The 13853-nt window shown below is 68.5% G+C and carries 14 protein-coding genes; 9 read left to right on the top strand and 5 right to left on the bottom strand.

What is annotated here, in order from left to right; translation table 11 throughout:
- Positions 1 to 28: 28 nt before the first annotated feature.
- The 3 genes from F3H57_RS13285 to F3H57_RS13275 are packed head-to-tail and all read right to left on the bottom strand — an operon-like array spanning position 29 to position 2396.
- Positions 29 to 1186: an acyl-CoA dehydrogenase family protein gene (locus tag F3H57_RS13285; RefSeq protein ID WP_149756404.1), complete on the bottom strand. Its 1158-nt coding sequence runs from the start codon at positions 1184 to 1186 to the stop codon at positions 29 to 31.
- Complete coding sequence (locus F3H57_RS13280) at positions 1186 to 1986, bottom strand: enoyl-CoA hydratase family protein (RefSeq protein ID WP_149756403.1); 801 nt, start codon at positions 1984 to 1986, stop codon at positions 1186 to 1188. The genes F3H57_RS13285 and F3H57_RS13280 overlap by 1 nt, the downstream gene beginning before the upstream one ends.
- Positions 1983 to 2396 carry a MarR family winged helix-turn-helix transcriptional regulator gene (locus F3H57_RS13275; RefSeq protein WP_149756578.1) on the bottom strand — a complete coding sequence of 138 codons (414 nt, stop codon included), beginning with the start codon at positions 2394 to 2396 and terminating at the stop codon, positions 1983 to 1985. The genes F3H57_RS13280 and F3H57_RS13275 overlap by 4 nt, the downstream gene beginning before the upstream one ends.
- 232 nt (positions 2397 to 2628) lie before the next feature.
- Here F3H57_RS13275 and F3H57_RS13270 point away from each other — a divergent pair, with 232 nt between their 5' ends.
- The 8 genes from F3H57_RS13270 (at position 2629) to F3H57_RS13235 (ending at position 10105) form a co-directional block, all read left to right on the top strand.
- The gene (locus F3H57_RS13270; RefSeq protein WP_188129684.1) at positions 2629 to 3459 is read left to right on the top strand and encodes an alpha/beta hydrolase; all 831 of its coding nucleotides are present in this window, start codon (positions 2629 to 2631) and stop codon (positions 3457 to 3459) included.
- A gap of 110 nt (positions 3460 to 3569) precedes the next feature.
- Positions 3570 to 4766 carry an ABC transporter substrate-binding protein gene (locus tag F3H57_RS13265; protein ID WP_149756402.1) on the top strand — a complete coding sequence of 399 codons (1197 nt, stop codon included), beginning with the start codon at positions 3570 to 3572 and terminating at the stop codon, positions 4764 to 4766.
- Positions 4767 to 4792: 26 nt separating this feature from the next.
- A complete protein-coding gene (locus F3H57_RS13260; protein WP_149756401.1) occupies positions 4793 to 5710 on the top strand; it encodes a branched-chain amino acid ABC transporter permease in 918 nt (305 codons plus the stop codon).
- The gene (locus F3H57_RS13255) at positions 5710 to 6693 is read left to right on the top strand and encodes a branched-chain amino acid ABC transporter permease (protein ID WP_149756400.1); all 984 of its coding nucleotides are present in this window, start codon (positions 5710 to 5712) and stop codon (positions 6691 to 6693) included. Before F3H57_RS13260 ends, F3H57_RS13255 begins: the two co-directional genes overlap by 1 nt.
- Positions 6690 to 7445 (top strand): ABC transporter ATP-binding protein, encoded by a 756-nt coding sequence (locus F3H57_RS13250; protein WP_149756399.1) that lies wholly within the window; start codon positions 6690 to 6692, stop codon positions 7443 to 7445. Before F3H57_RS13255 ends, F3H57_RS13250 begins: the two co-directional genes overlap by 4 nt.
- A 127-nt stretch (positions 7446 to 7572) precedes the next feature.
- Positions 7573 to 8259 carry an ABC transporter ATP-binding protein gene (locus F3H57_RS13245; RefSeq protein ID WP_149756398.1) on the top strand — a complete coding sequence of 229 codons (687 nt, stop codon included), beginning with the start codon at positions 7573 to 7575 and terminating at the stop codon, positions 8257 to 8259.
- Positions 8260 to 8418: 159 nt separating this feature from the next.
- On the top strand, positions 8419 to 8862 hold the full coding sequence (locus F3H57_RS13240) for a cupin domain-containing protein (protein ID WP_223163083.1): 444 nt from the start codon (positions 8419 to 8421) through the stop codon (positions 8860 to 8862).
- A gap of 4 nt (positions 8863 to 8866) precedes the next feature.
- Complete coding sequence (locus F3H57_RS13235; protein ID WP_149756396.1) at positions 8867 to 10105, top strand: flavin-dependent oxidoreductase; 1239 nt, start codon at positions 8867 to 8869, stop codon at positions 10103 to 10105.
- Between the two features lie 76 nt (positions 10106 to 10181).
- Here F3H57_RS13235 and F3H57_RS13230 read toward each other — a convergent pair whose 3' ends face one another.
- Together F3H57_RS13230 and F3H57_RS13225 are read right to left on the bottom strand one after the other, a co-directional pair.
- Complete coding sequence (locus F3H57_RS13230; protein WP_223163075.1) at positions 10182 to 10946, bottom strand: SDR family NAD(P)-dependent oxidoreductase; 765 nt, start codon at positions 10944 to 10946, stop codon at positions 10182 to 10184.
- On the bottom strand, positions 10943 to 13231 hold the full coding sequence (locus F3H57_RS13225; RefSeq protein ID WP_149756395.1) for a bifunctional salicylyl-CoA 5-hydroxylase/oxidoreductase: 2289 nt from the start codon (positions 13229 to 13231) through the stop codon (positions 10943 to 10945). The genes F3H57_RS13230 and F3H57_RS13225 overlap by 4 nt, the downstream gene beginning before the upstream one ends.
- A 227-nt stretch (positions 13232 to 13458) precedes the next feature.
- Here F3H57_RS13225 and F3H57_RS13220 point away from each other — a divergent pair, with 227 nt between their 5' ends.
- Complete coding sequence (locus tag F3H57_RS13220; protein WP_223163074.1) at positions 13459 to 13851, top strand: acyl-CoA thioesterase; 393 nt, start codon at positions 13459 to 13461, stop codon at positions 13849 to 13851.
- Positions 13852 to 13853 lie beyond the last annotated feature (2 nt).

The following is a 13853-nucleotide window of genomic DNA, read 5'->3' as shown; positions in this document are numbered from 1 at the left end:
GCGGGTTGTCCCGCCTCTGTCTTGATCTTTAGCGCGCGGCGGCGCTCAGCGTCTGGCGCGCGATGATGACCTTCTGCACGTCCGAGGCGCCCTCGTAGATGCGCAGCGCCCGGATCTCGCGGTAGAGCCGTTCGACCGTCTCGCCCGATTTCACGCCGTCGCCGCCGTGAAGCTGCACCGCCGCGTCGATCACCTTCTGCGCCTCGTCGGTGGCGTAGAGCTTGGCCATCGCCGCCTCGCGGCTGACGCGGGGCGCGCCACTGTCCTTCGTCCAGGCGGCGCGGTAGACGAGAAGGGCGGCCGCATCGACGCGCAGTGCCATGTCGGCGATGTGGCCCTGCACCATCTGGAGTTCGCTCAGCGGCTCGCCCTGAACCTCGCGGCTCGTCACCCGCGCAAGCGCTTCGTCAAGCGCGCGGCGCGCGAAGCCGAGCCCTGCGGCGGCGACGGTGGTGCGGAACACGTCGAGCACCGACATCGCGATCTTGAAGCCCTGTCCGGGCTGGCCGATCAGCGCCGATTTCGGCAGCCGCGCGCCGTCGAAACGCAAGGTCGCAAGCGGGTGCGGCGCGATCGTCTCCAGCCGCTCGGCGATCGTCAGGCCCGGCGTATCGGCAGGCACCACGAAGGCCGACAGGCCCTTGGCGCCCGGCCCCTCGCCGGTGCGGGCAAAGAGCGTGTAGACATCCGCGATCCCGCCGTTGGAGATCCACGTCTTCTCCCCGTCGAGGACCCAGGCGTCGCCATCGTCGGTCGCCGTCATCGTGGAATTCGCCACGTCCGAGCCCGACCGAGGCTCGGTCAGCGCGAAGGCGGAGATCGCCTTGCCGGTCCGCGTCAGCGGCAGCCACTCGGCCTGCTGATCGGGCGAGCCGAAGAGAGACAGCGCCCCGGTGCCGAGCCCCTGCATCGCGAAGGCGAAGTCCATCAGCCCGTCATGCCGTGCCAGCGTCTCGCGCGACAGGCACAGCGTGCGCACGTCGAGGGGCTGCGGATCGGCCGGATCGACGGCGGTCGGCATCAGCCAGCCATCGGCGCCGAGCCGGGCGACGAGATCGCGGCAGGTGGCGTCGGTGTCGTGGTGGTCGATGGGACCGGCCTCGCCGGCCCAGGTGTCGAGCGCGCGGGCATGATCGCGGTGGCGATCCTCGAGGAACGGCCAGTCGAGATACGAAAGGTCGGCCATCAATCGCCCTCGAAGACCGGCTTTTCCTTCGCGACGAAGGCGTTGTAGGCGCGGGTGAAATCCTCGGTCTGCATGCAGATCGCCTGCGCCTGCGCTTCGGCCTCGATGGCCTGTTCGAGCGACATGGACCATTCCTGGTTCAGCATGGTCTTGGTCATCATGTGCCCGAAATTCGGGCCGGCGGCGATGCGTGCGGCCATGTCCTGCGCGGCGGCGTCCAGCTCAGCCGCCGGGACGACCTTGTTCCAGAAGCCCCAGGCCTGGCCTTCCTCGGCGCTCATGGAGCGGCCGGTATAAAGCAGTTCGGACGCGCGGCCCTGGCCGATGATGCGCGGCAGCATCGCGCAGGCGCCCATGTCGCAGCCCGCGAGCCCGACCTTGGTAAACAGGAAGGCGGTCTTCGTCTCGGGCGTCGCGACCCGCAGGTCGGAGGCCATGGCGACAATCGCGCCGGCGCCGACGCAGACGCCGTCGGCCGCCGCGATCACCGGCTTGTGGCAATTGATCATCGCCTTGACGAGATCGCCGGTCATCCGGGTGAAGGCCAGAAGCTCCTTCATCGTCATCTTGGTGAGCGGGCCGATGATGTCGTGCACGTCCCCGCCCGAGCAGAAGTTGCCGCCGTTCGATCCGAACACCACGGCCTTCACGTCGTCTCTGTAGGGCAGGGCGCGGAACCAGTCGCGCAGCTCGGCATACGACTCGAAAGTCAGCGGGTTCTTGCGGTCCGGCCGATCGAGCCGGAGGGTCGCGATGCCCCCCTCGATCTCGCAGCGGAAGTTCTGGGGCGTGTCGGTCACGTCTCGTCCTCCTTGTGGCTGACCGCGTCGAAGCGGTCCGAGAGGGTGTCGGCCTCTTCCGCCGAGAAATCGGACAGAAGCTCGCCGATCCACGCCTCGTGCGCTTCGGCCTGGCGGGCAAACTCTTCCTGTCCCTTGCGGGTCAACCGCACGAGAGAGGCGCGGCGGTCACCCGGCACCTGCACGCGCACGACGATGCCGTCCTCAGCCAGCCGGTCGACGATGCCGGTGACATTGCCGTTGGACACGCGCAGGACGCCGGAGAGCGCGCTCATCTTCAGCCCGGACTCGTAGCGGGCGAGCGCGGCCATCACGTCGAAGCGGGGCAGGGTGGTGTCGAATTCGGCGCGCAGCCGTTCGCGCAGGACGGCCTCCACCTGACGGGTGCTCTTGAGCATCCGTAGCCACATGCGCAGGCGGGCCTTGGAGGCCTCGGCGCCCGCATCCTCGGGTGTCGTGTCGGTCCCTCGTTGCGCCACGGGCCCCGCGCCTCCTGTTCTTCGCTGCGCTGCTGGGCAAAAGGCTAGGTGGCGGCAAAATTTATTTCAAGCAAAAAACGTTTGAGCTTGAAATACTGGTTCGGCCGGGTCAGGCTTCGGGAAATGCCGGCGAAGATCGGCGCAGATCGACAGGGAGTGCCGCGTGATCGTGCACGAGATACGCGACTGGGACGACGCCTACGAAAACGGCGCGAATATTCCGAACGGATCGGAGTATCCGCAGCGCTGGGTCGCCCCCGCGGCGGCGTTCCGCGATAGCGCTAGGGCGCAGCTCGGCGTGGCCTATGGCGACGGCGCGCGGCACCGCTACGACCTCTTTCTGCCCGAGGGCACGCCCAAGGGCCTCTTCGTCTTCGTGCATGGCGGCTACTGGGCCGCGCTCGACAAGTCGTACTGGTCGCATCTCGCCGCCGGCGCGGTGGCGCGCGGCTGGGCCTGCGCGATACCGTCCTATGAGCTCTGCCCCGATGTCACCATCGCGGAGATCACGGCCCAGATCGGCGCCGCCATCGACCACGCGGCAGGCGAGGTCGGCGGCCCCATCGTTCTGTCGGGCCATTCCGCCGGCGGGCATCTCGTGACCGCGATGATGTGCCATGACAGCCCGCTCGGAGCGCAGACGCGCGACCGCCTCGCGCATGTCGTGTCGATCTCCGGCCTGCACGATCTGCGCCCGATGCTGAAGACCTCGCGCAACGCCTCGCTGCGCCTCGACATGGACAGCGCGGAGGCGGGCTCCCCGGCGCTCAAGCGTCCGCTTGAGGGCGTGCGCCTGACCGCCTGGGTCGGCGGCGGCGAGCGGCAGGAATTCCTGCGCCAGACCGCGCTGATCGCCAACGTCTGGCGGGGCCTCGGGGCGCCGACGCTGGAGGTCGCCGAACCCGACCGCCACCACTTCAACGTGATCGACGGTCTGGCGGATGCAACCTCCCCACTTATGCGCGCCGCGCTGGATCCGGTGGAGGCGCCCTGAACGACGAAAGGGGGTTGCGGGCGGAACCGAGCCCGCCCTTCAATACCGACATTCGGCACGACGCCCGGCAGATGGCGCGGCCGCACACAGAACCAACACGGGAGACGACAATGACCCTCAAGACAACGCTTCTGGCGACGACCACCCTGTCGCTCGGCCTCGCGACCGCGGCCGCCGCGCAGGACGTGCCGGCAGCAGCCGAGGACGACGTGCTGAAGATCGGCCTGATCTACACCCTGTCCGGCCCCGCCGCCGCCCTGGGCGAACAGGCGCGCAACGGCTTCATGCTGGCGGCCGAGCGCATGGGCGAGATCGGCGGGATGGAGACCGAGATCGTCGTCATCGACGACGAGCAGCGCCCCGACAAGGCCGCGGACGACGCGCGCGAACTGGTGCAGCGCGAAGAGGTCGATTTCGTCGTCGGACCGATCTTCTCCAACATCCTCGTGGCGATCCACCAGCCGGTGACCGAGACCGGGACGATCCTGATCTCCACCAACGCCGGCACCTCGAACTTCGCCGGGCCGGACTGTCACCCGAACTTCTTCGTGACGTCCTACCAGAACGACCAGAACCACGAGGTCATGGGCGCTTACGCGGAGCAGGAGGGCTACCAGAACGTGTTCCTGATGGCGCCGAACTACCAGGCCGGCAAGGACAGCCTCGCGGGGTTCAAGCACTCCTATACCGGCGGGGTCGCCGGCGAGGTCTTCACCGAGCTCGGGCAGCTCGACTTCTCGTCCGAGCTGGCGCAGATCGCGGCGTTCCAGCCCGACGCGCTGTTCACCTTCATGCCCGGCGGCATGGGCGTGAACCTCGTGAAGCAATACGATCAGGCGGGCCTCTCCTCGATCCCGTTCCTGTCGGCCTTCACAGTGGACGAGACCACGCTGCCGGCGACGCAAGAGGCGGCGCTCGGCCTTCTGGGTGGCGCGAACTGGGCGCCCGACCTCGACAATGAGGCGAATGCCGAATTCGTCTCGGCCTATATCGAGGAATACGATGCCGTCCCCGGCACCTACGCGATGCAGGCCTACGACGCGGCGCAGCTCATCAACTCCGCCGTCTCGAAGGTCGGCGGCGACCTGACCGACCGCGACGCCCTGCGCGCGGCGCTCAAGGAGGCCGACTTCGACAGCCCGCGCGGCGATTTCTCCTTCGGGGTCAACAACTACCCGGTGCAGGACTTCTACCTCGTCGAGGCGGTGGAGCGCGAGGACGGCTTCTTCGCGACCTCGGCGCAGGAGAAGATCTTCGACGACTATGTCGATACCTACGCCGACCAGTGCGAGATGCCCTCTCCCTGATCGCCTGACCGGGAAGGACCACGGCCATGACAAACCTTTTCGTGCTCCAGCTCCTGAACGGAGTGCAGCTCGGCGTCCTGTTGTTCCTGATCGCGGCGGGCCTCACGCTCGTCTTCGGGATCATGGACGTGGTCAACCTCGCGCACGGGGTGCTCTACATGGTGGGCGCGTATTTCGTGGCCACCTTCGCGGCCCTCACCGGATCGTTCTGGTGGGGGCTCCTGCTCATGCTGCCGGCGGCGGTGGCGGTGGGCCTGATCCTCGAGGTTGTGGTGATCCGAAGGCTTTATGCGCGCTCGCATCTCGACCAGGTGCTCGCGACCTTCGGGCTGGTGATGATCGCCAACGAGACGGTCAAGATCGTCTGGGGCGTCTCGCCGCTGTCGGTGCCGATGCCGGAGATCCTGTCGGGCTCCGTCCCGCTCATGGGGCCGCTGCAATACCCGGTCTACCGCATCGCGATCATCGTCGCGGGGCTGGCGGTGGCCGGCGGGCTCTACCTTGTCATCAACCACACGCGGATCGGCATGCTGCTGCGCGCGGGCGCGACCAACCGCGCGATGGTCTCCGCCCTCGGCATCGACATCGGCAAGCTCTTCGCCATCGTCTTCACGCTGGGCGCAGTGCTCGCCTGCCTCGCCGGGGCGCTGGTCGCGCCGATCCTGTCGGTCGACACGGGCATGGGGGAGAGCGTGCTGATCCTGACCTTCGTGGTTGTGGTCATCGGCGGCATCGGCTCGATCAAGGGCGCGTTCCTTGGCGCGCTGCTCGTGGCCATCGTCGACACGCTCGGCGGCGTGTTCGGCCCGATCCTCCTGCGCGAGGTGCTGGACCCCTCGGCGGCCGGGCAGGCAGGACGGATGCTCGCGCCGATGCTCGTCTACATCCTGATGGCGGCGATCCTCTGCGTGAAACCCGCCGGCCTTTTCGGAGGGCGCGGCTGATGACCGACACCGCCGCCCCCGCCGCCGCGCCGCGCGCCCCAGCCCTTGCCGGGCGCGTGAAGGCCGCCGCGATCCTCTTCGTTCTCTTCGCGCTCTTCCCGCCCATCGTGACGGCGGCGGGCGATCCGTTCCTCGTGCTCATCGGCACCCGCATCCTGGCCTATGCCATCGCGGCAATGGCGCTCGACCTGATCCTCGGCTACGGCGCTATGGTGTCCTTCGGCCACGCCGCCTATCTCGGCTTCGGCACCTACGCTGTCGCCATCCTGTCGAGCTACGGGGTGAGTGACATCCTTCTGCAGATGCTCGGCGCGGTCCTGATCTCCGCGCTCTTCGCGCTCGTCACAGGCGCGATCTCCCTGCGCACCAAGGGCGTCTACTTCATCATGATCACGCTGGCCTTCGGGCAGATGGCGTTCTTCTTCTTCATCTCGCTCTCGGCCTATGGCGGCGACGACGGCTACGGCCTGTCGCAACGCTCCACGCTCTTCGGCACGCAGGTGCTCGAGAACGACCTCGCGCTCTTCTACGCCACGCTCGCGGTGCTGATCGGCCTCTTCGCGCTCTGCCACCGCATCGTCGGGTCGCGCTTCGGCCGGGTGCTGACCGGCATCCGCGAGAACCCGACCCGGATGGAGGCGATCGGCTATTCGCCCTTCCGCTTCCAGCTCACCGCCTTCGTGATCTCGGGCTGCATGACGAGCGTCGCCGGGGTGCTCCTGGCCAACCAGGCGGAGTTCGTCTCGCCCGCCTTCATGTCCTGGCACCGCTCCGGCGAGCTTATCGTGATGGTCGTCCTCGGAGGCATCGGCACGCTCGCGGGCGCCATCGGCGGCGCAGTTGCCGCGCTGGTGCTCGAGGAGGTGCTGGGCATGGCAACCGACCATTGGCGGCTCTGGTTCGGTGTCTTCCTCGTCCTCATGGTCCTCTTCTCCCCGCGCGGCATCACCGGCCTCGTGGAGCAGATCCGGAGACGCAAATGAGCCGGCTCGACATAACGCACCTGACCAAGAGCTTCGGCGCCTTGAAGGTCACCGACGACGTCTCCCTGACCGCGGAGCCGGGCGAGATCCACGCCATCATCGGCCCCAACGGCGCCGGCAAGACGACGCTGATCGCGCAGATCTCCGGCCAGCTCGCCTCCGATTCCGGACGGATCGCCCTGGACGGGCGCGACATCACCGGCACCTCGATGCCCGACCGCGTGCATCTCGGCCTCGCCCGCAGCTTCCAGATCACCCAGACGCTGCCCGGCTTCACGGTGCTGGAGAACGTGGCCCTCGCGGTGCAGGCGCGGCACGGCTCCTCCTTCCGGTTCTGGGCGCCCGTCGCGACCGAGGCCGCGCTCAACGACGCGGCGATGCGCGCGCTGACCGAGGCCGGCCTCGAGCACCGCGCGGAGGCCCGCGCCAGCGCCCTCAGCCACGGCGAACACCGCCGCCTGGAACTGGCCTGTGCGCTGGCCACCGAACCCTCGGTTCTCCTCCTCGACGAGCCGCTCGCCGGGGTCGGCGGCGAGGATGCGGAGGCCTTCGTCGCCGCGCTCGCCGCGATGAAGGGGCGCTTCACCATGCTGCTGATCGAGCACGACATGGACGCGGTATTCCGCCTCGCGACGCGCGTGTCCGTCCTCGTCTACGGCCGCATCATCGCCACCGGCACGCCCGAGGCCGTCCGCGCCGACGCCGCCGTCCGCGCCGCCTATCTCGGCGAGGAAGAGGAGGCTTCGGCATGACCGCACCCTTTGCCACCTCGCGTCCGACGCCCGGCCCCTCGCGCCCGCCCGCCCCTTCTTCTCGTCCCAAATACTCCCGCCGGAGGCCCCGGCCCGCCGCCCCGCGCGACGCCGGGGGATCGCGCCCATGCTGAACGTCGAAGCCCTCGAAGCCGCCTATGGCGAAAGCCGCATCCTCTTCGGCGTCGATCTGTCGGTCGCCGACGGCGAGGTCGTCACCCTCCTCGGCCGCAACGGCATGGGCAAGACTACCACGATCAAGTCGATCTTCGGCATGCTCAAACCGCGCGCCGGCCGCGTCACCGTGGACGGAGAGGACCTCACCGGGGCGGAGCCGCACCGCGTCGCGCTCGCCGGGCTCGGCCTCGTGCCCGAAGGCCGCCAGATCTTCCCCACGCTCAGCGTGGAAGAGAACCTGCGCGCCACCGCCCGTCCCGGCAAGTGGGACCTGCCCCGCATCTACGAGTTGTTCCCGCGCCTCGAGGAACGCCGCCGCAACATGGGCACCCAGCTCTCGGGCGGCGAGCAACAGATGCTCGCCATCGGCCGCGCGCTGATGACCAACCCGCGGCTCATCGTCCTCGACGAGGCGACCGAGGGGCTCGCGCCGCTCATTCGCGCCGACATCTGGGCCTGCCTCGAGGCGCTCAAGGCCGAGGGCGAGGCGATCCTCGTCATCGACAAGAACGTCGATGCGCTCACCCGCCTCGCCGACCGCCACGTGGTGATCGAAAAGGGCCGCGTGGTCTGGACCGGCACCACAGCCGAAATCCTCGCCACCCCGGACGTGAAAGACCGCTTCCTCCATGTCTGAAGTCCGCCGGGCCGCAAGCGTCCCTCCTGCGACCGGCGCGCGGCGCTCCCGGCTTCTTCTCGTCCCAAATACTCCCGCCGGAGGCCCCGGCCCGCCACGCCGCGGATCGCCCGAGGCACGGCCCGACATCTCAACCCTGAAAAGGAGCAAGCCATGACCATGCTTCCCGGCATCACCAGATCGAATTCCGGCATGGAGGACATCGCCTGGAACATCCTCGGCCAGACCTACGTGCCCAAGCAGAAGTCCAAGAACTCGATGTCCTGGCATGCGACGCTGCCCAAGGGCACCTTCGTGCCGCCGCACATCCACCCGACGCAGGACGAGTTCATCTACGTGCTCGAGGGACGGTTCGATTTCCTGCTGAACGGGGTGGAGACCTATGCCGAGCCGGGCGATCTGGTCCGCATGCCGATGGGCATCCCGCATGGGATCTTCAACAAGACCGACACGACCATCAAGTGCCTGTTCTGGGTGTCGCCGACGCGGCGGCTCTACGATCTGTTCTGGGCGCTGCACAACCTGGGGCCGGACGCGAACCCCGCCGACGTGGTCGCCGTCTCGGCCGAGCACGAGGTCGACTTTCTGCCGCCCGAGGAGTGATCCGATGACCGTCATCATTGCGGGCGCGGGGATCGGCGGGCTGACCACGGCGCTGATGTGCCATGCGCGGGGCATCCCTTGCGTGATCTACGAGGCGGCGCGCGAGGTGCGCGAGGTCGGTGTCGGCATCAACGTGCTGCCGCACGCGATCCGCGAACTGGCGGGGCTCGGCCTGCTGCCGGCGCTGGACAAGGTCGGGGTGCGGACGCGCAAGCTGACGTACCTTACCCGGCAGGGGCAGGAGGTCTGGTCCGAGCTCAGGGGCATGCATGCCGGCCACGAGGTGCCGCAATTCTCGATCCACCGCGGGCGGCTGCAGAAGGCGATCCACGACGCGGTGATCGACCGGCTCGGGCCCGGGGCGATCCGCACCGGGCGGCGCCTTGCCGGCTTCGTGCAGGACGAGGCTGGCGTGACGGCGCATTTCACCGATGCCGCCGAGGGCGGCGCCGGGGAAACCGTGCGCGGCGAGGTGCTGATCTGTGCCGACGGCATCCATTCGGCGGGCCGGCGGGTGTTCTACCCGAACGAGGGCGCGCCGTCCTGGCAGGGCGTGGTGATGTGGCGCGGCGCCGCCGAGTGGCCGGTCTGGGAGGACGGCGAGTCCATGGCGATCGGCGGCGGGCTCGGGGGCAAGTTCGTGCTTTACCCGATCGCGCCGGCGACGGGAAAGACGCAGCTGATGAACTGGGTGGTGAACGTGCGGATCAAGGATCCGGCGGTCTCCACCCCGCCGCCCGACAACTGGTCGCGGCAGGCGCCGCTGGCGAATGTGCTGCCGCACGCGCTGCGCTTTCACGTGCCGGGCATGGACATCGCCGGGCTCGTCCGGGCCACGCCGGCGATCTACGAGTATCCCATGGCCGACCGCGACCCGCTGCCGCGCTGGACCTTCGGGCGGGTGACGCTGCTGGGCGACGCGGCGCACCCGATGTACCCGGTCGGATCGAACGGCGCGAGCCAGGCGATCCTCGATGCGCGTTGCCTGGCGGATGCGCTGGCGGGGGCGGAACATCCCCGCGCGGCGCTCTGGGCCTACGAGAAGGAGCGGCTGCCGAAGACGGCGGACGTGGTGCGCACCAACCGCGTCGGCGGGCCGGAGCGCGTGATCGACGCGGTGGAAAAGCTCGCCCCCGCCGGGTTCAGGGACATCGACAAGGTGCTGAGCCACGAGGACCGCAAGGCCATCGTCGGCGGCTACGCCGCGATGGCGGGGTTCTCGCAGGTGCGCCGGGCGTCGTGAGCGCGGGTCCGTAGGGTGGGCAATCTGCCCACCCTTCGCCCGGCGGTGGGCAGATTGCCCACCCTACCGGGGGCGCCTAGACCTCGCCGCCCGCGATGGCCACCGTCTGTCCGGTGATCCCTTCCGAGCCCGGCCCGCAGAGCCAGAGTGCCGCGGCGGTGACTTCCTCTGGCCGGATCAGGCGGCGCTGCGGCGACATCTTCTCGAGGCTGGCGCGCGCGTCTTCCGGCGTCATGCCGGTCTTCTCGGCGATGTTGGCGACCGAACGGTCGGTCATCTCCGTATCGAGGAAGCCGGGGCAGAGCGCGTTCACCGTGATCCCGGTCTTCGCCATCTCCAGCGCCGCCGATTTCACCATGCCGACGACCCCGTGCTTGGCCGCCGCATAGGCCGAGACGTAGCCGTAGCCCTTCAGGCCCGCCGTGGAGGCCACCGCGATCAGCCGCCCCCATTCCGCGCCCTTGAGGCGGATCGCGCCTTCGCGCAGTGTCAGGAAGGCGCCGGTGAGATTCACGTCGACCATCTGCCGCCACGTATCGATGTCCGTCTTCGTGAACGGCGCGCTGACCGAAGCGCCGGCATTGGCGATCACGATGTCGCAGGCGCCGGTGAAGTCGAACATCGCCTTCACGGCGGTCTCGTCGGTCACGTCGACTTCGACCGCGTGCAGCCGCTCGTGCGTTTTCGCCAGCGCCTCCAGCGGTTCGGCCCGGCGCCCGGCGACCCAGACCGTCGCGCCCGCCTCCGCCAGCCCGCGCGCGAGGTTCGCGCCGAGGCCGGCGCCGCCGCCGGTGACGAGCGCCGTCTTGCCGGTCAGATCCGTCATGGCGATCCCGCTCATACCCGGATCCCGAGGCCTTCGCCACGCTCGGCGAGGCGGCGCATCTGGTCGCGGCCGGGCAGGTAGGGCAGGGGCCAGGCGCTTTCCTCGTCCTGCAAGGCCGCGGCTGCGTGCAGCGTCCAGTACGGGTCCGCGAGGTGGGGGCGCGCAAGGCAGACGAGGTCCGCGCGGCCGGCCATGAGGATGGAGTTGACGTGGTCGGGCTCGTAGATGTTGCCGACCGCCATGGTCGGGATGCCCTTCTCGTTGCGGATGCGGTCCGAGAACGGCGTCTGGAACATGCGCCCGTAGACGGGTTTCGCCTCCACGCTCGTCTGGCCCGCCGAGACATCGACGATGTCGACGCCCGCGTCGCGGAACATCTGCGCGATCTCGACGGCCTCCTCGCCCTCGACGCCGCGCTCCCCGACCCAGTCGGTCGCGGAGATCCGCACCGACATCGGCTTTTCCTCAGGCCAGACCGCGCGCATGGCGCGGAAGACCTCAAGCGGGTAGCGCATGCGGTTCTCGAGCGATCCGCCGTACTCGTCCTCCCGCACGTTGGAGATGGGCGAGATGAACGACGACAGCAGGTAGCCGTGGGCGGCGTGCAGCTCGATCATGTCGAAACCGGCGCGCTCGGCCATCTCGGCGGCAGCGACGAATTCGTCCCGCACGCGGTCCATGTCGGCGCGGTCCATTTCCTTCGGCGGTTCGTGCCCCTCGTCCCACGGGATCGGCGAGGCGGACATGGTCTGCCAATTGCCCGAGGCCAGCGGCGCGTCCATCGTCTCCCACCCCAGCTGGGTAGAGCCCTTGCGGCCGGAATGGCCGATCTGCATGCAGAGCTTCGCGTCCGTCTCGCCGTGCACGAAGTCGCACAGGCGCGTCCATTCGGCCTCGTGCTCGGGCGCGTAGAGACCCGGGCAGCCCGGCGTGATCCGGCCCTCGGGGCTCACGCAGGTCATCTCGATATAGACGAGGCCCGCGCCGCCCTTGGCGCGTTCGGAATAATGGACGAAGTGCCAGTCGGTCGGCTTGCCGTCCACGGCCTTGTACTGCGCCATGGGCGAGACGACGACGCGGTTCTTCAGGCGCATGTCGCGCAACTGGAAGGGGGCGAACATCGGCGCGCGGTGAACGCCGTTGGCGCCGGCCTGCGTCTGGAACCATTCCTCGGCCGAGCGCAGCCAGTCGGCGTCGCGCAGGCGCAGGTTCTCGTGGCTGATGCGCTGCGACCGGGTCAGCAGCGAATAGTTGAACTGCACCGGGTCGAGGTGAAGGTAGCGCTCCACCTCCTCGAACCACTCGGTCGAGTTGCGGGCGGCCGATTGCAGGCGGAGGACGTCGAGGCGGCGGTCCTCCTGGTAGGTCTCGAAGGCCTTCTCCAGCGACGGCTCTTTCGTGACCAGATCCGCCAGCGCGATTGCCGATTCCAGCGCCAGCTTGGTGCCCGAGCCGATGGAGAAATGCGCGGTGGCCGAGGCATCGCCCAAGAGGACCACGTTCTCGTGGTGCCACTTCTCGCACAGCACGCGGTTGAAGTTCAGCCACGCTGAGCCGCGCAGGTGCTTCATGTTCGACATAAGGGGGTGGCCGCCGAGGTGATCGGCGAAGATCTTCTCGCAAAGCGCGATCATCTCCTCCTGGCCCATCGTGTCGAAGCCGAGCCCGCGCCAGGTGTCCTCGGCGCATTCGACGATGAACGTCGCGGTGTCGGCGTCGAACTGGTAGGCATGCGCCCAGATCCAGCCGGCTTTCGTCTTCTTGAAGATGAAGGTGAAGGCGTCGTCGAACTTCGCGTGCGTGCCCAGCCAGACGAATTTGCACGCCCGCGTGTCGATCTCGGGCCTGAAGGCGTCCTCGTAGCGGGTGCGGGTCTTGGAGTTGATGCCGTCGGCGGCGACCACGAGGTCGTACTCGGTGCGCAGCGCGTCGATGTCGTCCACCTCGGTCTCGAAGCGCATGTCGACGCCAAGCTCGCGGGCGCGGTCCTGAAGCAGCAGCAGCATGGTCTTGCGCCCGAGGCCGCAGAAGCCGTGGCCGGTCGACGTGATCTCCACGTCCTCCTTCACCACCTTGATATCGTCCCAGTAGGCGAAGTGATCGCGGATGAGCTTCGCGCTCGACGGGTCGTTGGCCTGGAGGTTGTCGAGCGTCTCGTCCGACAGCACCACGCCCCAGCCGAAGGTGTCGTCGGCGCGGTTGCGCTCGATCACCACGACCTCCCAGTCGGGCTGGCGAAGTTTCAGGCTGATGGCGAAGTAGAGGCCGGCCGGGCCGCCCCCGAGACAGACGGTCTTCATCGCGCGCTCCTTCCCTGCAACATTTCCGTCGAATGTCACATCGCGCGGCAGTCATTTCAAGCCTAAAACTTTAGGCTTGAAGTTTTTGTCGCGGTCAGGAAAAGTGATGAAAGAAGAGGCGGCCGTGGCCGTCCGGCGGAAGGAGACGCGGCATGTGCGCGAGGGACAGGACGATCCAGGCGAGGCGGGGCTGAACGATGGCGGCGTTTCGGCATCGGACACGGGTGATGTTCCAGCACTGCGATCCCGCGGCGATCGTGTTCTATCCGCGCTATTTCGAGATGATCAACGAGGTGGTGGAGACGTTCTTCGGCGACGCCGTGGGTTGGTCGTTCCGCCAGATGCACAGCGTGGAGCGCGTCGGCGTGCCGATGGGCCGGATCGAGACCGAGTTCCACGCATCGTCGCGGCTGGGGGACGCGCTGGACTGGATGCTCTTTGTCACCCGGATCGGCGGCGCGAGCCTCGATTTCACCCTGCGGGCGGCGTCCTGCGACGAAGCACGGCTTACGGCGCGGGGCACCCTGGTGCTGGTGGATCTCGACCGGATGGCGTCGATCCGCTGGCCCGACGACAAGCGCGCGACATTGACGAGCTACAAGGAGGACGAGGCCCCGTGAGC

Source organism: Roseivivax sediminis, assembly GCF_900112685.1.
Classification (GTDB): Bacteria; Pseudomonadota; Alphaproteobacteria; order Rhodobacterales; family Rhodobacteraceae; genus Roseivivax; species Roseivivax sediminis.
The sequence above is the reverse complement of the archived record's forward strand: the minus strand, read 5'-3'. Positions and strand labels throughout refer to the sequence as shown.

What these genes read in the sequence shown, in the direction of transcription:
- F3H57_RS13260 (WP_149756401.1), top strand. Translation starts at nt 4,793, where the DNA reads ATGACAAACCTTTTCGTGCTCCAGCTCCTGAACGGAGTGCAGCTCGGC.
- F3H57_RS13250 (WP_149756399.1), top strand. Translation starts at nt 6,690, where the DNA reads ATGAGCCGGCTCGACATAACGCACCTGACCAAGAGCTTCGGCGCCTTG.
- F3H57_RS13235 (WP_149756396.1), top strand. Translation starts at nt 8,867, where the DNA reads ATGACCGTCATCATTGCGGGCGCGGGGATCGGCGGGCTGACCACGGCG.
- F3H57_RS13230 (WP_223163075.1), bottom strand. Translation starts at nt 10,946, where the DNA reads ATGAGCGGGATCGCCATGACGGATCTGACCGGCAAGACGGCGCTCGTC.
- F3H57_RS13245 (WP_149756398.1), top strand. Translation starts at nt 7,573, where the DNA reads ATGCTGAACGTCGAAGCCCTCGAAGCCGCCTATGGCGAAAGCCGCATC.
- F3H57_RS13240 (WP_223163083.1), top strand. Translation starts at nt 8,419, where the DNA reads ATGCTTCCCGGCATCACCAGATCGAATTCCGGCATGGAGGACATCGCC.
- F3H57_RS13255 (WP_149756400.1), top strand. Translation starts at nt 5,710, where the DNA reads ATGACCGACACCGCCGCCCCCGCCGCCGCGCCGCGCGCCCCAGCCCTT.
- F3H57_RS13220 (WP_223163074.1), top strand. Translation starts at nt 13,459, where the DNA reads ATGTTCCAGCACTGCGATCCCGCGGCGATCGTGTTCTATCCGCGCTAT.
- F3H57_RS13265 (WP_149756402.1), top strand. Translation starts at nt 3,570, where the DNA reads ATGACCCTCAAGACAACGCTTCTGGCGACGACCACCCTGTCGCTCGGC.
- F3H57_RS13285 (WP_149756404.1), bottom strand. Translation starts at nt 1,186, where the DNA reads ATGGCCGACCTTTCGTATCTCGACTGGCCGTTCCTCGAGGATCGCCAC.
- F3H57_RS13275 (WP_149756578.1), bottom strand. Translation starts at nt 2,396, where the DNA reads ATGTGGCTACGGATGCTCAAGAGCACCCGTCAGGTGGAGGCCGTCCTG.
- F3H57_RS13225 (WP_149756395.1), bottom strand. Translation starts at nt 13,231, where the DNA reads ATGAAGACCGTCTGTCTCGGGGGCGGCCCGGCCGGCCTCTACTTCGCC.